Here is a 21,928-nt window from a genome sequence, read left to right on the forward strand (position 1 = left end):
GCACCCGTCATCTCGCGCAACCCGGCCGGGTCGGGCCGACTTGGTGCAAACCCTGTACGGGCGAAGTGACAGTGGAGTACTTTTTACATGCCCGGATGGCACCGAAGCGTCCGCCAGTGAAGACGCTGCTGCCAGCCGGTGCAAGGAGCGCCCGATGACACGTAGGACAACTGGCCCCTGGGTGAATTGGGCCAGGCGGACATCGCCGCCGCGGGCGGGAAGGTGCCGCCCTGGAGGCTCCTAATGAGAACACGGCCGACGGCGCCGCCCTCCGCGCGCTGTTCGTCCGCTTGGCATGTCCGCAGCGTCGAGTGCGGACCGGCACAGGCACGGGCATCCTGGCCGAGGGGCAGCGCGTCGTTGTGGACGGTGGCGCGGGGACGGTCTTGCCGGCTGGCGCGGACGAATAAGCGCCGGTAGTGGGTGCCGGCGCTGCCATACTTTCGCTATGAAGGTGACGGGGTGGCTTTCGCCGGACGAATTCTGGGATGAGTATGAGCGCATGGAGGAACTCGTTCGGGAGTCCTTCGGCGAATTGCCTTGCTACGGACTCGACAAGTGGTCGGGGCCAGTCGCAGGTGAGTGGGATTTCGGCAGCCGCCCACCCGCGGCGGTAAGCGTTGTGTTTGGTTCCGGCGAAGCGGGCCCCATGGTCCAGGTCACCACCACCAGTCAGGATCCGCGGCTGACCATTGCCCACCGACGGCTGTTTGCCGACGGCCCTCCTGCCAGCGGCGACGACTTGTCACGGAGGCTGCGCATGCTTACTTCGGAGCGGGGCGAGGAAGTGTCTATACCGGTCGACGGCGCGGAGGAACTGTTCGACGTATGGCCTGGCGCCGGCCGTTGGTGGGCCGCGGGCCGGCATGATGGCGAGGACCTGGTTCTGGAAGGGACGACGGGACTGGACGTAAGGGCACTGTCCCTGCGCCGCGTTTCCGACATTGAGCCCTATTTGCAAGGCCGCCGTGCGCAGCTCCGCGCTGTCCGCGGTGAGCTTTAGCTGCCCGGTTCCTTGGGCGCTGCGGCCTGCAGCGGTGGTGCTTGCCAGGTGTGTTTGGTGCACACTGGTGGCGTGAGCGGAATCCGGTGGGTGCTGCACGTCGATCTCGACCAGTTCATCGCGGCGGTCGAAGTGCTCCGGCGGCCGGAGCTTGCAGGCAAGCCGATCATTGTCGGCGGTCGGGGCGACCCGACGGAACGAGCTGTGGTGTCGACCGCATCCTACGAAGCAAGGGCGTTCGGCGTGGGGTCCGGAATGCCCTTGCGCATTGCGGCCCGGAAGGTGCCGGACGCTGTGATTCTCCCCGTCGATCAGGAGGCTTACCTCGCGGCGTCTGAAACGGTGATGGCTACCCTGCGCTCGCAGCCCGGCGCCACCGTGCAGGTGCTGGGTTGGGACGAAGCCTTCGTAGGCACTGAGACAGAGAATCCGGAAGCCTACGCCCGGCAGGTGCAGGCGGCAGTTCTGAAGCGAACGCAGCTCCATTGCAGCGTGGGCATCGGCGACACCCTGGTCCGAGCCAAGGTCGCCACCGGTTTCGGCAAGCCGGCCGGCGTCTTTCGTCTCACTTCCGGAAACTGGCTCGACGTCATGGGCAGTCGGCCCACCAAGGACCTCTGGGGCGTCGGAACGAAAGTGTCCGGCCGGCTGGCCAAACTCGGTATCAACACAGTTGCTGAGCTCGCCGCGTCCAACCCTCAGGATCTGGTCCCGGAGTTCGGCCCCAAGATGGGTCCTTGGTACGCGGAGCTAGGACGCGGGGACGGCGCGAGTGTTGTGGACGACACCCCGTGGGTTGCCCGCGGGCATAGCCGGGAGACCACCTTCCAGCACGACCTGACCGAGCCTGCCCAGGTGGACGACGCCGTGAGGGAGCTGACAGCGCGTGTCCTTGAGGATGTTGTGGCCGAAGGACGGCCTGTGGTTGGGCTGACTCTCAAGGTTCGGTACGCACCGTTCTTTACCAAGACCCACGCGAGAAAGATTCCCGAGACATTCGACCGGAACGAAATCTTGGCGCGGGTCCTGGACCTCGCAGCCGGAATCGAAGCAAACCGTCCAATCCGGCTCCTGGGCCTGCGGGCCGAAATGCCCATGCCCGACGATGCCCGAAAGGGACATACGCCAACGCGCGGAGGTTGGTGACGGCGTCGTTCCCTTCCTTGCCAGCGCGGATGAGTTGCTTCGCCGAAGTAGCAGATGCCGTGGGCTTAACCTCCCACGGCATCCTCTGCCTTTCTGGAGAATGGAATCATGGAATTCAACCGGCTGCTGCAGATCCGGCGCATCTATGCGCAGCGTGCTGCACTGGATCTTCCCAGGGGCCAGGAGATCCTCGAACGCTGGCCGGATGCAGACGTCGTGCTTGTCGACAACCACTGGAACATCCCGGAGGTGCACGGTGATGAAACGAACGTCCCTCGCTGGTCCCGGATCAAGACGGAGGCGCTGGTCCTAGGCGTTAAGAAAGCGCTGACCGTCAAGCCGAACGGCCGATCCGCCGACTTCATTGCGCCCTCAACCGCGAACGGCTGTGCCATGGCATGCGCCTACTGCTACGTACCCCGGCACAAGGGGTACAGCAACCCGGTAACTGTGTTCGCGAACATCGGCCAGATTGCCGGGGCGCTTGAACGTCACGCCACACGCCAGGGCATGAAGCTGGAGCCCAACCAGTGCGACGCTGAACTCTGGGTTTACGACATTGGTGAAAATAGCGACTGCTCCGTCGATGCGCTGATCAGCGACAACGTGGAGGATCTCGTCACGCTCTTCCGCGACCTGCCGACAGCCAAGCTGTCCTTCGCCACCAAGTACGTGAACCAAGCAATGCTCGACTGGGACCACGGCGGTCACACCAGGATCCGCTTTTCCCTCATGCCCGCGGATTTGGCCAAATCGATTGACGTTCGCACGTCGCCGGTTTCGGAACGCATGGCTGCAATCAACGACTTCGTGGAGGCAGGCTACGAGGTGCACGTGAACTTCTCGCCTGTGATCATTACGGACACCTGGCTCAGCGATTGGGAGCAGCTGCTGCGCCAACTCGATGCCACCCTGTCAGACGCCGCGAAGGCCCAGCTCGCGGCAGAAGTCATCTTCCTGACCCACAACGAGCGGCTCCACGAGGTCAACCTAGGGTGGCATCCGCAGGCCGAGAACGTGCTGTGGCGTCCGGACCTCCAGGAATCGAAGGTGTCGTCCAACGGCTTCACTAACGTCCGGTACCGTTCAAGAGCCAAGGCGGGCTACGTGCGGCAACTGACCACGCTTATTGAGAAGATCGCGCCTTACTGCCGCATCCGCTATGCGTTTTGAGGGTCCGGTTGTGGTTCCTCGGCGGTGGCAACGAGCTCTAGTTCGAAGCCGTTGGAGTTTACGATGGCATCGGCGAGGATGAATGCGATCCCCCGTGCTGCGAGAAGGAGTCGACGCGATGACCAAGTATCTGATCTCGTTTCCGAGTGCCGCTATGGTCTTCCCTGACGAAGACTCGCAAGCCGTTTCGGATGCGTCGTACGCGGTCGTTCAGGAGGCGAAGGACGCCGGCGTCTGGGTGTTCGGCGGCGGCATCGATGAGAGCATCCCGCCTGTCATGGTCGACGGCGATGGGACCGTGAGCGAGGGGACCTACCCGCAGACGACGCAGCTCGAAGGCGGCTACTCGGTGCTGGAGCTGCCCTCGTACGACGCCGCGTTGGAGTGGGCCGCGAGGATCGCGGTCGCCTGCCGTTGCGCGCAGGAGGTGCGCGTTTTCCAGTACGGCCCCGCCAGCTAGGTCCCGGCCGGCATACTCGCGATCGCACGAATTAGGGCCGCTAGACGAGGTAGACGGTGATGGCAGCGGCGTTGCTGGCCGCGTGCACAATACCAACGCGCTTTATCGGCCGGACCTTGGTGGTCCATTGCGCCCAGCCAGAGAGGGCAGTGGTACAGCGGACGCGACACCCAAGGCCACCAGCCGTTTGGCGGCCTGGCGGGAACCATCGTCATTGAAGAGGTCAAGGAAGATTGCCATCCACCATGCTCCGAAGGGTACGTCAGAAAGGATGGTGTGCAACGGGATGCCGGTGGTGTCGCCGCGGATGAATCTCCTGACTCGGCGGCGGGCCATGAGGCGGGTGGCCAAGGGCTCGGCCCTTTTGACGACATCCAAAGGTTTTGCCGCTTCAAGAGCTCCAAGGAGTGGTGTGTAACCACCGGCGCTGCCCATCACCGTGTGTATGCACCACAACATACTCTGCAGATTGCGGGATTGCACCGCTTCCAAATTGTGGATCTCGTGGTTGCTTTGGGGTACACAAAAGACTTCTTGGCCGCTTCAGCAGGAGTGCTTCGCAGGTTATGGTGAGGAATGACAGCTCCCCGAAAAGGACAAGTCTTCCTGACCGGTGCCGTGGCGGCAAAACAGTCTTGTTCTCCGATGTTTAGCATCAGCAGCAGATGTTCGCTGTCACCGCGGCCCGCTAGCCGCCAGCGCGCGAAGTCCAAAGCTACTCGACGCGCCGCCTCGACGCTTGTTGCCGTGGCCGCCCTTTTTGGCCCTATGTCATGCAGCGCTGGAGAGACCCCGCCAGAAGGAAGCCAACCCGCATTCGCTACTCCACCGGCAGCACCGCCGGCAAGGACAGGCCCGTCCATCCATGCCATTACTCCACATTCGAACCGGCTTCCTACAGACAGCTCGCCGGGTACCGGCGAGACAGTTCCATGGACTCTGGTGAATATCGATAACGTGACAAACCGCATCTACCTGTCGACCGGACAGGTTGGCTGCGCGGTGCCGTCTGTGGTGCATCTCCAGGAAACGCCGACGGAGATCGTCATCGCGGTCACCGGCGCGCCTTCCTTGGCATCGTTCGATAGCCCGTGCACCGCGCAGAAAGTGAGCCTCGTCGGTTACGTTCAGCTCAGCGGCCCGGTCGGCGACCGGCGAATTGTTGGAGACACCGCATAGGACGCTGCGCCCTTATGCGTCAGCCCAGGTCGCTTTGGCGAACCCCACCGGGAAGTTTTTCGGGCCCAGCTCACGAGAGTGTGACTCGGGACGGCCGAAGTCATCTCCGACTTATCGTGGGACAGGCGGATGCAAAAAGGTACTCCAGGCCTGCACGCATGCTCGCACGGTGATCGTCAAAGATGCTGGACCGGACGACCATCGCATCGGTCGGGAGATCACTGCCCGTGAGTCCTACACCGCTCCGCTCCTCGCTAGTGGACGGGTGGGCCGGATGCTGCACCGCAGTCGGAACTCGAACGTCTTGATGCTTGAATACCTCGAACGGGTTGGCAGCCGCGGGATTGGACCAGTCATAACGGCGAGCTTGTCTGGCGGGTGGATCTACTCAGGGAAGCTATAGGCCGCCAAGTTGCTCCAGCTCTGCAAACGTTTCTTCACCACCGCGCCAGCTCGACCGTAATCGCCGAACTCCATCGGTTCCTCGCCGAAGGCGTCCACCCCGCGGGTTGATTGACCGTCCTGCTGCGCAGGAGCTGGCCGCGCCTGTGGAACTAGCTAACGCGGCGATAGCGGATGTGGGTGGCCAGCGGTGAGTGGAGCACCTCGGCGGGTTCGAAGCCAAAGGATTCAACCCCGTCGAAGATGCGCTCGCCCGAACCGAGAAGGACCGGTGCGACGTCGAGGGTGAGTTCGTCGATCACGCCGGCGGTCAGTGCCTGGCGGACGGTCGAGGCCCCACCGGCGATGTCGACGCCGTTGTCCCCGGCGGCCTGGCACGCTGCCGAGTAGGCTGCGTCGAAGCCCTCGGTGACGAAGTGGAAGGTCGTCCCGCCGTCCATCTCGATCGGGTCGTGTCCGTGATGGGTCAGCACGAACACCGGCGCGTGGTAAGGCGGTTCCGGGCCCCACCACCCGGTCCATTCCTCATCCCAGTTCCCGCGGATCGGGCCGAACATGTTCCGACCCATCACATACGCGCCCCGCGGGCGCATGAGCCATTCGTTCGCGACCTTGTCGGCATCGTTGGCTCGCGGGTCGCCGATATGCCAGCCGTGCAGCTCCCGCCCCCGCTTGCCTAGGGGGTCTTCGCGGCTCTGGTCCGGCCCGGCGACGAAGCCGTCAAGCGAGATCGACATATGGCAGGTCGTGTCTGGCACCGCGAACCTCCTGAGTGATTGCGACTTGTACGCGATCGTTTGGCGATTCTGGGGAGCTTAGCATGTGATCGCATCCTCGCCGATCACGTTCAGTGGTTGGGCGCCGATGGTCTCCTCCAGGTGCGCGGGCCGAGTCGGTCTGCAGGGTGCGAAAACTGTCACTGTGAGCATCGACATCAAAAGCCATGCTTTATCGGATCGTCGCGGAGGTGTTCCAACAGAACTTCACCGTGAAAGATGGATGCGACTTCCAGTGACGATCCTTTTGGGCAAGCGTCCGCGTGGTCAGTCGGCGGCGCGAACAGGACCGCACGGCAATCATTCGTGCCACCGACGAGTGGATGGACGCTTTCATCCCCGGGCTGAACGTGCAAACCATCGTCTTCGACTACGACGACGTGGAGCAGGAAAAGGCAGGCGAGCTTCGAAGACTATGCTGCGTCATGGGCGCCTACCTTCAAGGTGAAGCGCGTGTCGAACACCGGCGTCGGCTGTACAGCCCCGGTGCGGTCCCGGTCGTGAGCGCCAACGTGGACAGCCTGGAATGGCGTCTCGGCCCATAAGCCGAACCGGTTATGGACGGAGAACACCAGGTCCTCAGTGGCCATCAGGCAACTTTGTTCTAAGTTCTTCTGCACGGGAAGCGATGGCCTGGCGCTGGTCCCGGGTGAATCTTCTAGCCTGCAGGTCGAGGACAGCCCGGCTGCCCAACTCTCCCACACCCAACAGCTGACCCACCCGACGCATTGCTTCGTCCCTGTCCTCTGAATCCTCAATCATCTGGAAGACCTCGTCACGCCGATCCATCGCCTGCACCAGGGCATCGACGATCATCAATTCTTGCCTTATCTGCCGCTCATCCTCATCCATGCGGCGATTCTTGCACCACGGAAGTCATCGGGGCATTGCGTCCAGTTGGGGACCCCTTACCCGACACGACTTTGAGCTGGCCGGTTTGCCATAGCCCAGCAGAGGGAGGACGATCTAGGTCAATCGGGCGGAGAGCCTCGGCCTCTTGCCTTGCGAAGGTACGAGACCACTACGGTGATAAAGAGAATTACCGTGCAGCCAATGAGTATCCACGACACTATGTGAGCGCCGGGGGTGCCGCTGATCGTCAAGAGTTGACCGGTGATGATCAGCGCACAAGTAACCGCGACCCAGATAACTCCGGTCTTGTTAGGTTGTCCCACGGTTCGAGCCATGACCGGAACTCTACCGGCCAGGATTTGCGATGTCGTGAGTCGTGCATCCAACGCGCCCGTAAGCCGGTCACTTACCGGATGCACCGCCATTTGATCTGCAGTATCGCGTCCAGCTCGAGGCGACCGTCCCGCAGGACCGGTCCGATGAAAAGTCCGGTGGCGGGCTCCTATATGGCGCACTGCTCCTCTTATGCGGACACTCCTGTTCATGGGTGAAATAAAGGTTGGCTACGCAAGGGTTTCCACCGACGAACAAGACCTCACCGTCCAACGGGATGCCTTGGCGGGCATGGGGGGCGACGCTGGTCGCATCTATGTCGATCATGGTCTTACTGGCAGTAACACCAACCGTCCAGGCCTGCGTGAAGCGCTGGCTGCGTGCCGAAGCGGCGACATCTTCATGGTGACCAAACTCGACCGGCTGGCCCGGTCCGTCCGGGACGCGCACCAGATCGCCGACGACCTCGCCGGGCGCGGAGTGAAGCTAAACATCGGTGGTTCGTTACATGATCCCGCGGACCCCATAGCAAGCTGCTCTTCAAGGTCTTGGCCATGGTTGCTGAGTTCGAGGGCGATCTCATTCGGGCTCGAACGCGGGAGGGCATGAAAATAACCAAAGCCAAGGGGCTGCTGCGTGGGAAACAGCCCAAACTATCGGCGAAACAGGAAGCGCTCCTAGTCCAGCTGCATGACGCTGGCGAACACACCATGTATGAGCAGGCCGAACTGTTTTCCGTTGGCCGCTCCACCGTCTATCGCGCGCTCGAACGCGCGCCAGAGGGCGGAAAAGAAGGCTGGCTCCTGACAGTCGGATAGCTGGCCCAGCAAAGCTTGAAAAGGCCAAGCCCAAAGCGAACGCCGCTAACATGAAAAGCCGGTTCACCCCGGCGTCGTGCGCGCCCTAATCAGCCCAAGGCATGCCACCGCCGCCGCGACGGACACCACCGTGACGATCCCAAACGGGAGGGCATTATCCGCCCCGTCGATCCCCACCAGCGGCGCCGCCACGCCGCCGAAGGAGAACCTTGCCAGGCCGAGCAGCGACGACGCGGTGCCGGCGATGTCCGGGTAGCCCTTCAGCGCCAGAGAGGTAGCGGGCGGGCTGGCCGCTGCCACGCCACCCACCATGGTGAAGAGGGACAGGATCACGGCAACCAGGGGCAGGTGCAGGAGCGCTGTGACGAGCAGTCCAAGGGAACCGGCAGTGGCCATCGCTAGCCCGATCACCAGGGTCGCCTTCTCCGACCACCGTTCGGCCAGCCGGCCGCCAAGGAAGCCAAAAATCATGAATCCCAGCGAATTTAGGCCGAAAGCAAACGAATATCCCTGCGGGGAGAGCCCGTAAATGCCCTGGAGGACGAACGTGGCGCCGCTGAGGTAGGCGAAGATCGCAGAGTACGTAAAGCCCGTGATCAGCACCGCCCCGACGAATACGCGGTCCGCAAGCAAGCGCTGGAAATCTTGCAGGGTATGGGCAAAACCTCCTGCCGCCCGCCGCTGGGCCGGAAGTGTTTCCTTGAAGATCACGAGGCAGGCGATCAGGATCGCCACGCCGACGGCCGCGAGGAAGAGGAACACCCCACGCCAGTCTGTGACGGTGGCGAGCTGGCCCCCGATGACCGGACCAACGATGGCTGCCAGCCCGCCGAGCACCGTCAGGCGGCCGTAGTAGCGGAGGAGCTTTGCGCCCTCGTACACGTCCCGCCCGGCTGCCTGCGCAATCACGATGCCCACGGCGCCGGCCAGGCCTTGGACGAACCTGGCCGCGATCAGGGTTTCAACGGTCGGGCGGATGGCACAGAGAACGGACGTCACCGTGTAGGCGGCGACGCCGATCAGCAGGGGGAGCCGGCGGCCGAAACGGTCCGACAGCGGGCCCGCAATGACCTGGCCGATGGCCAGTCCGAGCAGGCAGGCCGTGATGGTCAGCTGCGCCGTGGACGTGGAACTCCGCAGTTCCGCCGTCAGGGCCGGCAGGACGGGCAAGTACAGGTCCATGGAAATCGGACCGAAGATGGTCAGCAGGCCGAGGACAATTGCCAGTGGCCGTCCGACTGCCTGTTCGCGCGCGGTCACCGGAGCGTCGGTCACAGTCACGCTGCCTCCGTTCAGGGGGTAAAGGGCTGCCGCCAGTTCGACGGCGGGTGATGGGGTGCCGTTCCACCTAACCAGCGTTTACATCGCTGTGGGAGTCCCTGCTGGTACCCCCTCCACGAGGGACTCCCATGCGCCTTGCCTTCCGGAGGAGCACGTTCCTGAGATCGGAGCGCTCAGTCTTCCGGCTCGCCCAGCCCGCGGGCGGCCAGCGCCTCGCCGGTGTGGCGGGCATACGCAACGGTGGTGATGAACACCGGCAGGACCAGCGCCCGCGGGTTGCGTTCCAGTCCGCGGGCACGCGCCGAATCCCGGACATCCGAAAAGGCCCCGGCGATGAACGGGATGCTCCGCAGCATGATGGCGATGGTCAGGGCAAAGCGCTCCGGGTCAGCGCCGAAGCGCTGGAACGGACGGGCCAGGGAGACCACCCCGTCGAGCAGGCGGTGCAGCGGTGTGGTGGCGGTCAGCAGGGACGCCGCCACGACGCACAGCAGGATGTTCAGCACAATCCGCACGGCAACAGGGCCCCCCAGCTGCCACCACTGGAACGCGCCAAGGACCAGCAGGATGGGAAGCAGCGGCCGCACCGCACGGAAGAGGCGCATGGGCCCGGCGCCGCTGAGCAGGAACAGTCCGCACAGCACGGCGAGTGCTCCGGCGGCCAGCCGCCAGTCGACGATCAGGAACGAGGCCATCCCGCAGGCCAGGACCAGCAGGAACTTCAGCCAGAGGGGCATGCGGTGGATCAGGGACGTGCCGGGCACGTAGTTGGCGAGCAGGAAGCCGTGGCCCCTCATCGGAAATCCCCGCCTGACAGGCTCCGTGCAGACAGCGAGCGGTAATGCTCGACGGCGGCGGCAGCACCGCCGTCGTACGCTATCCGTCCGGAGTCGACCACCAGAACCCGGTCCATATCCAGCGCCAGCTCCAGGTCATGGGTGGACATCACGATCTGCTGGCTCAGGCCGGCGAGGGTACGGCGGAGCAGTTCGCGGTTCCGGAGGTCCAGGAGCGTGGAGGGCTCGTCCAGCACCAGCACTCCGGGCTCCACCGCCAGCACGGACGCCAGGGCGAGGAGCTGCCGTTCCCCACCCGAGAGTTCGTAGATGCTCTGGTCAGCCAGGCGCAGAAGCCCGAAACGGTCCAGGGCGGCGGCGGCCTGCTCCCGGCGCTCCTTCCCGCTCCGGACCGAACGCCGGAGGGAAAGTTCAACGTCCTCACGTCCGGTGGGCATGACCAGCTGGGAGAGGGGATCGGTGAAGACGAAACCCACCTGCTGCCGTACTGCCCGCACATTCCGGACCGTGTCGGCGCCGTTGACGGTCACGGTCCCTTCGGTGGGGGACACGAGGCCGTTGAGCAGGCGGAGCAGGGTCGACTTGCCGGACCCGTTGGCCCCGATGACGCCGATCCGCTCCTCGGTGAGCTCCAGCGAAATGTCCTGCAGCAGAACCTTGGGGTCAGCGCGGCCGTCGACGGCCACGCTGACCCCTGCTGTACTGAGGGAGATGGTGCTCACTGCTGTGCGGAGGCTTCCGGTGCTGCGGCTCCCGGCGTCGCGGCCTCCGGCGTCGCTGCCTTCTGCGGAAGCTGCCGGACGCGGCGGACCAGCAGGTCGGGGAAGGCCTTGTGCAGGGCGATGGCCACCGTCACGGCGAGGACGTTCTTGATGATGTCGCCCGGGTAGAACGGGAGGTCGGCGAGGAACGCCTTGGAGAAGTCCAGCTTGGCGTTGACCATCATGCCGATGATGCCCAGGCCGTGGACCAACACAATGCTGGTGGCCATCGCGGAGATAAACAGGAGCACGGAGCGGAACTTCACCGTGCGGCGGATAACGACGGCGGCCAGCCAACCCACCGCGGCAGCGGCAAGGGGGAACGCGATGATGTAGCCGGCGGACGGGCCGGCCAGGATGCCCAGGCCGCTGCGTCCGCCGCTGAAGATGGGCAGGCCTGCGAGGCCGAGCAGGGTGTAGAGCCCGACGGCGGCGAACGCGCGGCCAGGGCCGAGGGCGAGCCCCGTCAGCATTACCGCGAGCGTCTGGAGCGTGATGGGGACGCCGAGGCCGCCCACGGGGATGGCCGCAACCAGGGCTGACGCCGCCACGAGCGCGGCGAAGACGGCGATGAGTCCGAGGTCGGTGGCGTTCCAGCGGCGGCGCTTTGCCGGCTGCGGGGTGCCGGCGGAATGGGTCTGGGTCATGGGAAGTCCTGTCGGGGGAGTACAAACAATTATCAGCTCGTCTCGACGTTACTGGCCCGGTAACAGCCGCATTTTGTTGGTCTTCTACAAGAGGGGCTGCCCGGGATCTGGTGCTAGGCACAAAACTTCGCCCCTCCGGACCGGGAATGCGCCCTTCCGGGGTGGGGAAGGCATGTTCTGGCAGGGTTGCGCTGGCCGGTAGACTTGAACGGGCCGTTCTCACGGCCGGCATCCCCGGCGTTCCAAACTTTTCGCCGTGCGGCATGCAACCGGCCGTGCTGCGGCTTCCCTGTTGTGAAAGGCCTTACCTGCTTTGATTACCGTTCAAGATCTTGAACTGCGCGCCGGCGCCCGCCTGCTCATGGACCAGGTGAGCTTCCGGATCGACAAGGGCGACAAGATCGGCCTCGTGGGCCGCAACGGTGCCGGCAAGACCACGCTGACCCGTGTGCTCGCGGGCGAGGGTCTGCCTGCCGCCGGCAAGGTGACCCGCAGCGGCGAGATCGGGTACCTGCCCCAGGACCCCCGGACACCGGACATGGAGCAGCTGGCGCGGGACAGAATCCTGTCCGCCCGCGGCCTGGACATCGTCGTCGGCAAGCTGAAGAAGGCCCACGACGAGATGGCCAGCGAGGATGCCGCGGTCCAGCGCAAGGCGATGAACCGCTACGACCGGCTCGAATCCGAGTTCCTGGCCGCCGGCGGCTATGCTGCCGAAGCCGAGGCCGCAGCCATCTGCTCGAACCTCGCCCTGCCGGACCGCCTGCTGAACCAGCCCCTCAAGACCCTGTCCGGCGGTCAGCGGCGCCGCGTCGAGCTCGCGCGCATCCTGTACTCGGACGCCGAGACCATGCTCCTCGATGAGCCCACCAACCACCTCGACGCCGATTCTATCGCATGGCTGCGTGACTTCCTCAAGAACCACCAGGGCGGCCTGATCGTGATCAGCCACGACACCGAGCTGCTCGAAGCCACCGTCAACAAGGTGTTCCTCCTGGACGCCAACCGTGCCCAGATCGACTTTTACAACATGGACTGGAAGCGCTATCTGACGCAGCGCGAAACAGACGAACGCGCCCGTAAGCGGGAACGCGCCAATGCCGAAAAGAAAGCCCAGGTCCTGTTCGACCAGGCCAACAAGATGCGCGCCAAGGCCACCAAGGCCGTGGCAGCGCAGAACATGGCCAAGCGCGCCGAACGTCTGCTCAGCGGGCTGGAGGCAGTGCGCGAAAACGACCGGGTGGCCGCCCTCCGCTTCCCGGATCCTTCGCCCTGCGGCAAGACCCCGCTCACGGCAGAGGGCCTCAGCAAGTCCTACGGCTCGCTGGAAATCTTCACGGACGTGGATCTTGCCATCGACCGCGGCTCCAAGGTGGTCATCCTCGGCCTCAACGGTGCCGGCAAGACCACCCTCCTGCGGATGCTCGCCGGAGTAGACCGCCCCGACACCGGTGACATCGTCCCGGGGCACGGACTCAAGGTGGGCTACTACGCCCAGGAACATGAAACGCTCGACGTCGACCGCACCGTCCTCGAGAACATGCGTTCCTCCGCCCCCGACATGAAGGATGCGGAGGTCCGCGGCATCCTGGGCTCGTTCCTGTTCTCCGGTGACGACGTCGACAAGCCCGCCGGCGTGCTCTCCGGCGGTGAGAAGACCCGGCTCGCACTGGCAACCATCGTGGCCTCCAGCGCGAACGTTCTCCTGCTGGACGAGCCCACCAACAACCTCGACCCCGCCAGCCGCGCCGAGATCCTGGGCGCGCTGCGCAACTACACCGGCGCCGTCGTCCTGGTCAGCCACGACGAAGGGGCCGTCGAGGCCCTCAACCCCGAGCGCGTGGTGCTGCTGCCCGACGGGGTTGAGGACCTCTGGAACGAGGACTACCTGGACCTCATCACGCTGGCCTAGAGCTCCCGGACACCGCGGTTCTGATTGGCCTGCCAGTGCCCAGGGACTTCGAGCCCTCCGGGCAACCTGGTGCCGAGGCTGCCCCGCGCGCTGTTGAGCTGCGGCTGCGTCAGGTACAGGGCACGGGACAAATCGGCGTCTTCCAGCCGTGCATCCCTTAGGTCCGCGCCCAGCAGGTCCACCGCTGCCAGATCAGTGCCGCGCAGGTCTGCCGCGATGAGGCAGGCGCCCCGAAGGTCGGCGCCGCAGAGCCAGAGCGTCCGAAGGTTCAGGCCCGCCAGGTCCGCCCCCGGCAGCAGCATTTCATCAAGCTCATCGCCAACGGCGAAATAGGCGGCCCGGACTTCCTCGCTGACCTCAACGAGTATCTGGCGCACCCGGTGATGAAGTGTTCCGACGTCGAGGGCGAGCAGTCCGGGCACTGGTCCTCCCGCGACCTTCCTGATGGCGAGCCGTAACTCCTGCGCCGCGGTGCCGGTTTCGGGGTCGAAGGCTCGTTCCTGCGCCTCGGCCAGGTACCAGAGCATCTCGTGAAGCTGCCGCATGATTTTGAAGACCGCGAACATTGCGGACCTGCTGTCCGGCTTATCGCGCCAGCTGAAGCCGTCGAACAGCCCCTGAGACACAGCCTGGCCTGCGCCGAAGCAGTCGAAAACGGTGCAGCCGCGGAAGCCGCGCGGGCGCAGCCGGTCGTGGATGCCGCAGGAGAAGTCGGCGGCGAGATTCGGGCACGGCGTGCCCGCCGGCTTGTCGAGGGGAAAGTCGGCGGATCGGGAAAAGCCAAAGGCGGTGCAGCACAGCGCGAAGCAGTTGCCGCAGTCGGGGTGCAGTTCGTCCCGGCCGGGAATGGCAGCAGAACGACGAATGGATGTGGTGCTCAAGTGATCTCCCAAGAATGATGCGGATGTATATGTCGCATGGGGAACCCGTCGTCGAGTTCCCTCGGCGGACACACCGAATCACCGCTCCATGAAGGAACGAGCGAGCACTGCCGCGAGAGGGCAGCTGCCGTGGGCTAGAGAGAAGAATGAAGAATCACTGGTTCCACGATACCTGCATGGCGCCAGGCGTATGCAGGGCAATCGTCGCTGGTCAGCCTGGTGGCAATCCTTCCCCTCGGTAGCTAAGCTCTTCCCGCTGTGACAGCTGCATTCCCCAACCCGGTCAGCCGCATTCGAGGAGAGCACCATGAGCGCTACCTACACATTCGACGTCTTTTCCAGCCTCGATGGCTTCGGCTCCCACAAAGGCAACTGGGGCGGCTACTGGGGCAAACAAGGCCCCGAGCTGCTCGAGCACCGCCTCGCCTTGTATGGCGGGGAGCAGCGGATGGTCTTCGGGGCCAACACGTATCGGGCGTTCGCGCAGATGCTGGCCTCAAGCACTGAGGAGTCCGACGTCCGTGACCCATGGGTTACGCGGATGCGGAACCTGCCGGCAACGGTGGTGTCGAGCACGCTGCGAGGTCCGCTCGACTGGCCGGACGCTACCGTCGCGGGCGGCAATGCCGTCGACGTCGTCGCCCGGCTCAAGGAGGAGTCAGCACTGCCGCTGCGCTCACACGGCAGCCTGTCGATGAACCGGGCACTGATGGCCGCCGGCCTGGTAGACCGCGTTCAGGTGACTCTCTTCCCTGTGATCACCGGTCAGACCGGAGAGGAGCCGATCTTCCAGGGTGCCGCCGACTTCGATCTCGAGCTGATCGAGAGCCGGACGCTCGACGGCAACACCCAGCAGCTCATCTACCGGCCCACCTTGCACATCTAAGTCACCGCACCCGCAATGCGTGGGCGTCCGTGATGCGCTGCAGCTCCCCGTAGCTGATGGAGAACATCGAGTGGTGGTCGCCGGCCCCGGCCCAGAGCGTCGGGTACTCTTCGAGCGAGGTGTCCAGCAGCGTGCGGATCTTGGCCGGATGGCCCACCGGCGCAACCCCGCCCACTTCCTGGCCCGTGTGCTGCAGGACGAAGTCCGGCGCGGCACGGCGGATCCGTCCCGTGCCCAGCTGGGAGGCGACAAGGCGCACGTCCACTTTCCCGGCGCCGCTGGCGAGGATCAGCAGGGGAGTGCCGTCCACTTCGAACACCAGGCTGTTGGTGATGGCCGCAACGTCGCAGCCGAGCGCGTCAGCCGCGGCGGCCGCCGTCGGGACGGCGCCGGGAAGAACCGTCACTGTGTCGCGGGCTCCGGCTTCCGTGAGGGCGCGGCGCACGTTGGCCACCGGGTCGGCAAGCATGTCCGTGCTCCTGTTCTCAGTAGCCCTGGGCATCCAGGATCGCGTCTTCCTCTTCCTCCGTCGTCGGGCGCTTGCGCTTCCGGGGCACCGGCGGACGACGGCGGGCTCCCGCGGCCGTGGCGGCGGGCTCGCCCTCCGACAACCCGGCGTCCTCGGCGTCCATGGCGGCGTTACGCGCCTGCTGCCGGGCCGCGTAGCCAAAGCCCACAAACATGAGGACGCCGAAGGCGAACCACTGCAGCGAGTAGGACAGGTGCGTCCCCTCGTCCACCGAGGGCATGGGGAACGGCTGAGGCATGTCCGCCACCGGCGGCGTCTCCGACGCGAGCTGCCCGTAGGCGCCGGTGAGGAGCGGGGAGCCAAGTTCGGCGGAGTAGGCCGGCAGGTCGATGGATGCGAGCTGACCTTCCGGAGCACCGCGCTGCAGCGTGGGTTCGCTGTGCTTAAGCCGCACCACTGCCGTGATCTGCCCGGACGGCGGCGCCGGAATGGTGTCCGGCCGGCCGGGGGTCTTGTTGCCGATCGGGAGCCAGCCGCGGTCAATCACCACGGTCTCGCCCGACACGAGCTTGAACGGCACCACCACTTCGTACCCGGGCTGCCCGTTAAGGGGACGATTGCGCACGATCCGCTGCCCGTCGACGTCGTAAGTGCCCTGAAGCTTAACCTGGGTCCATTCCCGGGACGGGTCCAGCTGATTGAACTCGTTGCGGGCCTGATCAAAGGTGATGGGAGTGGCCGAGTAGTTGGACGTGACCCGCTGGATCTCGGCCAGGGTCTCGGCCCGGCGGTCCATCTGCCAGCGGCCGAGGAAGACGCAGCCGGTGGCGAAGATTGCGGCCAGCAGGAGGTAGCCCAGCCACTTGCTGGAAAACAGGAACTTGTACATTCAGCCGTTCCCGCCGGTCTCTGCGGCCTCGAGCGGCACCGTTTCCTTCCAGAGGCCACGCGTCTGCAGGTAGTCCTCCAGCCACGCCCTGTGCTCACCGCATGCCAGCCACACCTTGCGCCGGTCAGGCGTGTGGATCTTGGGATTGTTCCACAGCAGCTGCCAGGACGCGTCGGCCCGGCAGGCCTTGCGGGAGCAGGTGGCCGAGGATGCCGGCCCGGCAAGATCGCCGCTGCCGCCACCCAGGTTGAAAATGTTCATGAAGCTTTCTGTCCCCGGCCGTCGTCGTCTTCTTCGTCATTGATGATGAGTTCGCCCTGGAGCACTGTCGGTTCATCGTCTGTATCGGAGCTTTCCGGCATCCCGGATTCCCCGGCCGCCCCCAGCTCAGCGTACGGCGTGTAGTCGAGCAGCGCGTCGCTGTGGATCTCCGCCTTGTCCGAACCGTTGGCGATCACCACCGCGACCCAGGGCAGGAAGACCGCGCCCGCCACCGCAACCAGCTTGAACCAGCCGTCCACCACAAAGATCAGGATCAGGCACACCATGCGGATGGACATGGCGAGGGCGTACTTGATCATGCGCTCCCGTATGTCTTCGGAATGCGCCGCGGCGGCGTCCGTGATGCTGATTACTTCCGGATGACCGGAGGTGGCGTCACGCTTCCCGGGCAACTGCTGACCGGGCTGGGGTTCAGATGTCACGACTGTTTGATCACGCTCCAATGGCTACCCCAATTCTCTCACCATCCACAGGAGGCTCCCAATCGGGCGATAAGATCGGAGGCAGTCAAAAATCCAGCCAACACGGCGGAGCCACGCTCCGCAGAAAACCGGAGCACACATGTCTGAAGCAGCAACCACGGCCCGCAGCGTCCTCATCACCGGCGGCAACCGCGGCATCGGCCTGGCCATCGCGGAGGCATTCCTGGCCAACGGCGACAAGGTGGCCGTGACGTACCGCAGCGAATCGAAGCTGCCGGAGGGCATCCTGGGCGTAAAGGCCGACGTGACCGACGAAGCCTCCGTGGATGCTGCGTTCGCCGAGGTTGAGGCCGCCCACGGTCCCGTCGAGGTGCTGGTTGCCAACGCGGGCATCACCAAGGACACGCTGCTGCTGCGCATGAGCGAGAACGACTTCACGTCCGTCATCGACACCAACCTGACCGGGGCCTTCCGCGTCATCAAGCGCGCCTCGAAGGGCATGATCCGGCTGCGCAGGGGCCGTGTGGTGCTCATCTCCTCCGTTTCGGGCCTGTACGGCGCGCCGGGGCAGATCAACTACTCCGCCTCCAAGGCCGGGCTCGTGGGCATCGCCCGTTCCCTGACCCGCGAGCTCGGTTCGCGCGGGATCACGGCGAACGTCGTCGCTCCCGGGTTCATCAACACGGACATGACCGCCGAACTCCCGGAAGCAACCCAGAAGGACTACCTGTCCAGCATCCCCGCCGGGCGCTTCGCCGATGCCTCCGAGGTGGCCAACGTGGTTCGCTGGATCTCCAGCGACGAGGCCGCCTACATTTCCGGCGCCGTGATTCCGGTCGACGGCGGCCTCGGCATGGGGCACTAGGCACCAGACACGGGGCCGCGCCGGGTCATCAGGGGATTTTTGACCCACGGCTGGCCGCCGGCTTCTTTGTCGCGTTCCGACAAAGGAAACCGGTGCGCCCGCTGGCATGATGGACTTCAGGTCATCAGTAATTAGACGTTTTGAACAAAGTTATAGCTTTAGACAAGGGAGCCCACATGGGACAGCTGGACAACAAGACAGCCATCGTCACCGGTTCTTCGCGCGGCATCGGCGCCGAAGTTGCCAAGATCCTCGCCGGCGAGGGCGCCGCCGTCGTCGTTAACTACCGCCAGAAGGCGCCGCGCGCCAACAAGGTGGTGGCCGGGATCGAGGCCGACGGCGGCCGTGCCGTCGCCGTGGGTGCCGACCTGACCAGCATCGAAGGCGTGCAGGCGTTGGCCAGCGCCGCCATGGAAAACTTCGGTTCGCTGGACGTCCTGGTCCTGAACGCCTCGGGCGGCATGGAATCGGGCATGGAAGAGGACTACGCCCTCAAGCTGAACCGCGACGCGCAGGTCAACATGCTCAACGCCGCCGCGCCCCTCATGAAGGAGGGTTCCCGCGTGGTGTTCGTGACCAGCCACCAGGCGCACTTCATCAACTCGGTCCCCACCATGCCCGAGTACGAGCCCGTGGCCCGCAGCAAGCGCGCCGGCGAGGACGCCCTGCGTGAGCTCCTGCCGAACCTGGCCGACAAGGGCATCTCCCTGGTGGTCGTGTCCGGCGACATGATCGAGGGCACCGTGACCGCCACGCTGCTGGACCGCTCCAACCCGGGCGCCATCGAGGCCCGCCGCGCCGAGGCCGGCAAGCTGTACTCCGTGGAGGAATTTGCCGCAGTGGTTGCCAGCATGGCCACCGCCGACGTCGAGTCCGGCCACACGGAATACGCCGGCGGCGCTGACTACTTCGGCAAGAACGCCGAATAGTCTCTGCGGCACTCCCTCCGCGGCTTCCTTGCACGAAGGCCCGGCGCATCAGCGCCGGGCCTTCGCTGTCTCCTAACCCACGCCGAAATCAGTCGGCCCAGGCGTTGTCCGCGCGGCCCGGGGCGCCTAGGGTCATAGCCATGGCAGAGGACGCAGCAGTACCGAAGCGGAGCTATCCGGCCGGCGTGCCGTGCTGGGTGGAGTGCCAGCAGCCCGATGTGGAAGCAGCCAAGAAGTTCTACGCGGGACTGCTGGGTTGGGAGTTCGACGCCGGTACGGCGCCGCCCGGGGACAGCGGCAGTTACGTGGTGGCCCGGCTCGGCGGCAAGGAGACGGGCGCCATAACCGGTTTGAGCGCCGGGCCCCACGGCGTCCCGGCCTGGAACACGTACATCGCGGTCGACAATGCGGACGATGCGGTGCGGCACCTGCTGTCAGCCGGCGCAACCCTGACATCGGCCCCTGCCGATGCGGGCGCTGGAGGCGTGCGCGCCTCGCTGGCGGATCCCGAGGGCGCGGAGTTCCGCATCTGGCAGGCCGGGGAGCGGGCGGGCGCCCAGGCGGTCAACCTCCCGGGCGGCTGGAACTTCAGCGACCTCCACACTGTAGACACGGATGCCGCCGCCGATTTCTACTCCAGGGCCTTCGGCTGGGAGTTCGACCGCCTCGACTTCGGTATCATGATCCGCCGCCCCGGGTACGGCGACCATCTGGAGGCCACCATCGACCCCGATATCCGGGCCCGGCAATCGGGAGATGCGGTGCCGGCCGGCTTCGAGGACGCCGTGGGCTGGCTTGCACCGACTGCCCCGGGGGAGCGGCCGCACTGGCATGTGTCCTTCACGGTGGCGGACCGGGACCGTGCAGTGCAGGAGGCGGAGCGCCTCGGCGGCAATGTTCTGGGACAGGACGACACCGAATGGACAAGGACCGCCCTGATCCGGGACCCCGGCGGGGCTGTTTTCACGGCAAGCCAGTTCACCCCGCCGTCGGGCTTCTAGTTCGGTCGTTCAGACGCCGGCGATGTGCCGCACCGCGTCAAGGTACGGCATGTTGATGGCGGCGTCAGCCACCGCGCGGACGGCGGGCTTAGCATTGAAGGCCACCCCGATGCCCGCGGCGCCGAGCATGTCCAGGTCGTTGGCGCCGTCGCCCACCGCAATGGTGTGCTCCAGCGCGATGCCCTCGGCGGCTGCCCATTTGCGGAGGTATTTTTCCTTGGCGGCGCGGTCGATGACGGCCCCCAGGACCTTGCCGGTCAGGGCTCCGTCCACGATCTCCAGCTCGTTGGCAATCCAGTAGTCCATGCCGAGGTCCTCGGCGATGGGGCGCAGGATCTGGTTGAAACCGCCCGACACCACCGCCACGGCATGGCCTGCGGCCTTAAATGCCGCGACCAACTCCGCGGCTCCGTGACTCAGCTTCACTTCCGCGCGCACGGAGTCGACGACGTCGGCGGGCAGCCCGGCGAGCACCGCCACCCGGGCGTGCAGGCTCTGGGCAAAGTCGAGTTCACCGCGCATGGCGGCTTCCGTGACGGCGGCGACTTCGTCGCGCTTACCGGCGTAGGCAGCGAGGAGTTCGATGACCTCCTGCTGGATGAGGGTGGAGTCGACGTCCATGATGAGGAGCTTGCGCTCCGCCTTCCGCAGATCTGCTGGGACGATCGCGGTGTCCACGCCGGTCCGCTCCGCGTTCTCCTTGGCGGCGGCAATCGCGTGCCGCAGGCCGGCGATGTCCGCCGCGGAGCCCGACGGCACGGAAAAGTCCACGGTGCAGACGTCGAAGCGGCCGTCGCCTGAGCTGGAGGAAGCCTCGAAGGTGGCACCGGAGTCCGCCAGCAGGGACCGCAGGTTTTCCGGTTCCGAGGGGGACAGTTTCAGGCCGTAGCTGACCGCAGTCACGTTCGAAGTCATGGCTGCAATCTTATCCAGCGCGGCGCCGCCGCCCGAATCCGTTGCGCGGCATCCGGCAGGTGGCATACAACGCAGCGCACACCGCAGCGGCCCCCAGCCGGGTCCCAGCAAACGTCCGGCCAACCCGGAGGCCCATCCGGCAGAATGGCCCGATGATCTTTGCCCTGATTGCCCGCCTGCGCCCGGCGCCCTTGCTGAGGGCGTCGCAGCAGGTACTTTTCGGCTGGGCCGGGGCTCTCCTCGTGGCCGGGGACGCTGTTTTCTGGCTCATGTTCGCTGCCATCCAGTCCGATTCGGGGTTGGCAGCGATGGACGGTCCTGTGCACAGCCTGATGGTGGATTCCCGCAATCCTGCCGCCACCGTGCTGCTGGGTGCCCTGACCACCGTGACGTCGCCGGAAGTGCTGACGGTGTTCGGCGCAGCGTTCGCCCTGGCGTGGGTGGTCTGGAAGCGCGAGTTATGGCGCCCGGTTGTGCTCATGGGCGCGATGGTGCTGGCCGTGGTGTTGACCACCCTCATCAAGCAACTTGTCAGCCGGTCCCGCCCGCCGTCGTCGGATTTCCTGCTCGGCGCGGACGACGCGCTCTCGTTCCCCTCGGGTCACACCGTGGGAATCGGGGTGTTCACGGTGGTGCTCGCCTACCTCGTCTTGTCACGGTCCGGAACGCGTACGACGGCGGTGCTTGGGTTCTCCGCGGCCTTTGCAGTCACCGCGCTGGTTGGCTTGAGTCGGCTGTATCTGGGCTATCACTGGCTCACCGACGTCGTGGCTTCCCTCGGGGTGGCGCTGGCTATTGCAGCGGTGGCGGTGTTCACAGACGCCGCCCGGAACGGTTCTGGATGAAAAG

24 protein-coding genes and 1 pseudogene are annotated in these 21,928 nt (G+C 65.4%); 13 read left to right on the forward strand and 12 right to left on the reverse strand.

Features of this window, described 5'->3' with window-relative positions:
- Positions 1-448 precede the first annotated feature (448 nt).
- The 5 genes from CXZ05_RS16125 (at position 449) to CXZ05_RS16145 (ending at position 4,961) form a co-directional block, all read left to right on the forward strand.
- Entirely contained in the window at positions 449-1,003 is a 555-nt protein-coding gene (locus CXZ05_RS16125; protein ID WP_102973559.1) for a hypothetical protein, read from the forward strand.
- A 90-nt stretch (positions 1,004-1,093) separates the two neighbouring features.
- Positions 1,094-2,149 carry a DNA polymerase IV gene (locus tag CXZ05_RS16130; RefSeq protein WP_102973560.1) on the forward strand — a complete coding sequence of 352 codons (1,056 nt, stop codon included), beginning with the start codon at positions 1,094-1,096 and terminating at the stop codon, positions 2,147-2,149.
- A gap of 108 nt (positions 2,150-2,257) precedes the next feature.
- Positions 2,258-3,322: a spore photoproduct lyase family protein gene (locus CXZ05_RS16135; protein ID WP_102973561.1), complete on the forward strand. Its 1,065-nt coding sequence runs from the start codon at positions 2,258-2,260 to the stop codon at positions 3,320-3,322.
- A gap of 118 nt (positions 3,323-3,440) precedes the next feature.
- A complete protein-coding gene (locus CXZ05_RS16140) occupies positions 3,441-3,782 on the forward strand; it encodes a YciI family protein (RefSeq protein ID WP_102973562.1) in 342 nt (113 codons plus the stop codon).
- Between the two features lie 942 nt (positions 3,783-4,724).
- Positions 4,725-4,961 (forward strand): hypothetical protein, encoded by a 237-nt coding sequence (locus CXZ05_RS16145; RefSeq protein WP_102973563.1) that lies wholly within the window; start codon positions 4,725-4,727, stop codon positions 4,959-4,961.
- Positions 4,962-5,515: 554 nt separating this feature from the next.
- Here CXZ05_RS16145 and CXZ05_RS16150 read toward each other — a convergent pair.
- Entirely contained in the window at positions 5,516-6,121 is a 606-nt protein-coding gene (locus tag CXZ05_RS16150; protein WP_102973564.1) for a dihydrofolate reductase family protein, read from the reverse strand.
- Between the two features lie 341 nt (positions 6,122-6,462).
- On the opposite strand from CXZ05_RS16150, the gene CXZ05_RS16155 reads away from it, so the two are divergent.
- The gene (locus CXZ05_RS16155; RefSeq protein ID WP_102973565.1) at positions 6,463-6,684 is read left to right on the forward strand and encodes a hypothetical protein; all 222 of its coding nucleotides are present in this window, start codon (positions 6,463-6,465) and stop codon (positions 6,682-6,684) included.
- Positions 6,685-6,718: 34 nt separating this feature from the next.
- Here the strand turns inward: CXZ05_RS16155 and CXZ05_RS16160 are convergent, their stop codons facing one another.
- Positions 6,719-6,991: a DNA gyrase subunit A gene (locus CXZ05_RS16160; RefSeq protein WP_102973566.1), complete on the reverse strand. Its 273-nt coding sequence runs from the start codon at positions 6,989-6,991 to the stop codon at positions 6,719-6,721.
- Between the two features lie 543 nt (positions 6,992-7,534).
- Here CXZ05_RS16160 and CXZ05_RS16165 point away from each other — a divergent pair.
- Positions 7,535-8,142, forward strand: a pseudogene (locus CXZ05_RS16165) (recombinase family protein).
- A gap of 63 nt (positions 8,143-8,205) precedes the next feature.
- Here the strand turns inward: CXZ05_RS16165 and CXZ05_RS16170 are convergent.
- From CXZ05_RS16170 to CXZ05_RS16185, 4 genes are all read right to left on the reverse strand, one after another.
- Entirely contained in the window at positions 8,206-9,423 is a 1,218-nt protein-coding gene (locus CXZ05_RS16170; RefSeq protein ID WP_308411006.1) for a multidrug effflux MFS transporter, read from the reverse strand.
- 173 nt (positions 9,424-9,596) lie between these two features.
- Positions 9,597-10,220, reverse strand: a complete 624-nt coding sequence (locus tag CXZ05_RS16175; protein WP_102973568.1) for an energy-coupling factor transporter transmembrane protein EcfT — start codon at positions 10,218-10,220, stop codon at positions 9,597-9,599.
- Complete coding sequence (locus tag CXZ05_RS16180) at positions 10,217-10,942, reverse strand: energy-coupling factor ABC transporter ATP-binding protein (RefSeq protein ID WP_102973569.1); 726 nt, start codon at positions 10,940-10,942, stop codon at positions 10,217-10,219. Before CXZ05_RS16180 ends, CXZ05_RS16175 begins: the two co-directional genes overlap by 4 nt.
- Entirely contained in the window at positions 10,939-11,628 is a 690-nt protein-coding gene (locus CXZ05_RS16185; RefSeq protein WP_102973570.1) for a biotin transporter BioY, read from the reverse strand. The genes CXZ05_RS16180 and CXZ05_RS16185 overlap by 4 nt, the downstream gene beginning before the upstream one ends.
- Positions 11,629-11,941: 313 nt before the next feature.
- Here CXZ05_RS16185 and CXZ05_RS16190 point away from each other — a divergent pair, with 313 nt between their 5' ends.
- Positions 11,942-13,540, forward strand: coding sequence for an ABC-F family ATP-binding cassette domain-containing protein (locus tag CXZ05_RS16190; RefSeq protein WP_102973571.1), 1,599 nt, complete (start codon positions 11,942-11,944; stop codon positions 13,538-13,540).
- On the opposite strand, the gene CXZ05_RS16195 is transcribed toward CXZ05_RS16190, so the two are convergent.
- A complete protein-coding gene (locus CXZ05_RS16195; protein WP_258006616.1) occupies positions 13,537-14,421 on the reverse strand; it encodes a pentapeptide repeat-containing protein in 885 nt (294 codons plus the stop codon). The two genes, CXZ05_RS16190 and CXZ05_RS16195, sit on opposite strands and share 4 nt — an antisense overlap.
- Before the next feature lie 307 nt (positions 14,422-14,728).
- On the opposite strand from CXZ05_RS16195, the gene CXZ05_RS16200 reads away from it, so the two are divergent.
- A complete protein-coding gene (locus tag CXZ05_RS16200; protein ID WP_102973572.1) occupies positions 14,729-15,307 on the forward strand; it encodes a dihydrofolate reductase family protein in 579 nt (192 codons plus the stop codon).
- Between the two features lies 1 nt (position 15,308).
- Here the strand turns inward: CXZ05_RS16200 and CXZ05_RS16205 are convergent, their stop codons facing one another.
- From CXZ05_RS16205 to CXZ05_RS16220, 4 genes are read right to left on the reverse strand one after another with little or no spacing between them, the layout of a single operon-like run.
- The gene (locus CXZ05_RS16205) at positions 15,309-15,776 is read right to left on the reverse strand and encodes a YbaK/EbsC family protein (RefSeq protein WP_258006617.1); all 468 of its coding nucleotides are present in this window, start codon (positions 15,774-15,776) and stop codon (positions 15,309-15,311) included.
- A 16-nt stretch (positions 15,777-15,792) separates the two neighbouring features.
- Positions 15,793-16,665 (reverse strand): SURF1 family protein, encoded by an 873-nt coding sequence (locus CXZ05_RS16210; protein ID WP_102973574.1) that lies wholly within the window; start codon positions 16,663-16,665, stop codon positions 15,793-15,795.
- A complete protein-coding gene (locus tag CXZ05_RS16215) occupies positions 16,666-16,926 on the reverse strand; it encodes a hypothetical protein (protein ID WP_102973575.1) in 261 nt (86 codons plus the stop codon).
- Positions 16,923-17,369, reverse strand: a complete 447-nt coding sequence (locus CXZ05_RS16220; protein WP_374754668.1) for a DUF3099 domain-containing protein — start codon at positions 17,367-17,369, stop codon at positions 16,923-16,925. Before CXZ05_RS16220 ends, CXZ05_RS16215 begins: the two co-directional genes overlap by 4 nt.
- 139 nt (positions 17,370-17,508) lie before the next feature.
- On the opposite strand from CXZ05_RS16220, the gene fabG reads away from it, so the two are divergent.
- From fabG to CXZ05_RS16235, 3 genes are all read left to right on the forward strand, one after another.
- The gene (gene fabG, locus CXZ05_RS16225) at positions 17,509-18,234 is read left to right on the forward strand and encodes a 3-oxoacyl-ACP reductase FabG (protein WP_102973577.1); all 726 of its coding nucleotides are present in this window, start codon (positions 17,509-17,511) and stop codon (positions 18,232-18,234) included.
- A 176-nt stretch (positions 18,235-18,410) separates the two neighbouring features.
- On the forward strand, positions 18,411-19,163 hold the full coding sequence (locus tag CXZ05_RS16230; RefSeq protein ID WP_102973578.1) for an SDR family oxidoreductase: 753 nt from the start codon (positions 18,411-18,413) through the stop codon (positions 19,161-19,163).
- A gap of 140 nt (positions 19,164-19,303) precedes the next feature.
- Positions 19,304-20,164: a VOC family protein gene (locus CXZ05_RS16235; protein ID WP_102973579.1), complete on the forward strand. Its 861-nt coding sequence runs from the start codon at positions 19,304-19,306 to the stop codon at positions 20,162-20,164.
- A 9-nt stretch (positions 20,165-20,173) separates the two neighbouring features.
- Here CXZ05_RS16235 and serB read toward each other — a convergent pair whose 3' ends face one another.
- The gene (gene serB, locus CXZ05_RS16240) at positions 20,174-21,079 is read right to left on the reverse strand and encodes a phosphoserine phosphatase SerB (RefSeq protein ID WP_102973580.1); all 906 of its coding nucleotides are present in this window, start codon (positions 21,077-21,079) and stop codon (positions 20,174-20,176) included.
- A gap of 152 nt (positions 21,080-21,231) precedes the next feature.
- On the opposite strand from serB, the gene CXZ05_RS16245 reads away from it, so the two are divergent.
- Positions 21,232-21,924: a phosphatase PAP2 family protein gene (locus CXZ05_RS16245; RefSeq protein ID WP_102973581.1), complete on the forward strand. Its 693-nt coding sequence runs from the start codon at positions 21,232-21,234 to the stop codon at positions 21,922-21,924.
- Positions 21,925-21,928 lie beyond the last annotated feature (4 nt).

Origin of the sequence: Arthrobacter sp. AFG20, assembly GCF_002892795.1 — a bacterium.
Classification (GTDB): domain Bacteria; phylum Actinomycetota; class Actinomycetes; order Actinomycetales; family Micrococcaceae; genus Arthrobacter.

Bases quoted from the DNA above. Each gene is read 5' to 3' on its own strand.
- CXZ05_RS16140 (WP_102973562.1), top strand. From the start codon at position 3,441: ATGACCAAGTATCTGATCTCGTTTCCGAGTGCCGCTATGGTCTTCCCT.
- CXZ05_RS16235 (WP_102973579.1), top strand. From the start codon at position 19,304: ATGGCAGAGGACGCAGCAGTACCGAAGCGGAGCTATCCGGCCGGCGTG.
- CXZ05_RS16205 (WP_258006617.1), bottom strand. From the start codon at position 15,776: ATGCTTGCCGACCCGGTGGCCAACGTGCGCCGCGCCCTCACGGAAGCC.
- serB (WP_102973580.1), bottom strand. From the start codon at position 21,079: ATGACTTCGAACGTGACTGCGGTCAGCTACGGCCTGAAACTGTCCCCC.
- CXZ05_RS16160 (WP_102973566.1), bottom strand. From the start codon at position 6,991: ATGGATGAGGATGAGCGGCAGATAAGGCAAGAATTGATGATCGTCGAT.
- CXZ05_RS16215 (WP_102973575.1), bottom strand. From the start codon at position 16,926: ATGAACATTTTCAACCTGGGTGGCGGCAGCGGCGATCTTGCCGGGCCG.
- CXZ05_RS16200 (WP_102973572.1), top strand. From the start codon at position 14,729: ATGAGCGCTACCTACACATTCGACGTCTTTTCCAGCCTCGATGGCTTC.
- CXZ05_RS16155 (WP_102973565.1), top strand. From the start codon at position 6,463: ATGGACGCTTTCATCCCCGGGCTGAACGTGCAAACCATCGTCTTCGAC.
- fabG (WP_102973577.1), top strand. From the start codon at position 17,509: ATGTCTGAAGCAGCAACCACGGCCCGCAGCGTCCTCATCACCGGCGGC.
- CXZ05_RS16175 (WP_102973568.1), bottom strand. From the start codon at position 10,220: ATGAGGGGCCACGGCTTCCTGCTCGCCAACTACGTGCCCGGCACGTCC.
- CXZ05_RS16210 (WP_102973574.1), bottom strand. From the start codon at position 16,665: ATGTACAAGTTCCTGTTTTCCAGCAAGTGGCTGGGCTACCTCCTGCTG.
- CXZ05_RS16185 (WP_102973570.1), bottom strand. From the start codon at position 11,628: ATGACCCAGACCCATTCCGCCGGCACCCCGCAGCCGGCAAAGCGCCGC.
- CXZ05_RS16135 (WP_102973561.1), top strand. From the start codon at position 2,258: ATGGAATTCAACCGGCTGCTGCAGATCCGGCGCATCTATGCGCAGCGT.
- CXZ05_RS16125 (WP_102973559.1), top strand. From the start codon at position 449: ATGAAGGTGACGGGGTGGCTTTCGCCGGACGAATTCTGGGATGAGTAT.
- CXZ05_RS16230 (WP_102973578.1), top strand. From the start codon at position 18,411: ATGGGACAGCTGGACAACAAGACAGCCATCGTCACCGGTTCTTCGCGC.
- CXZ05_RS16245 (WP_102973581.1), top strand. From the start codon at position 21,232: ATGATCTTTGCCCTGATTGCCCGCCTGCGCCCGGCGCCCTTGCTGAGG.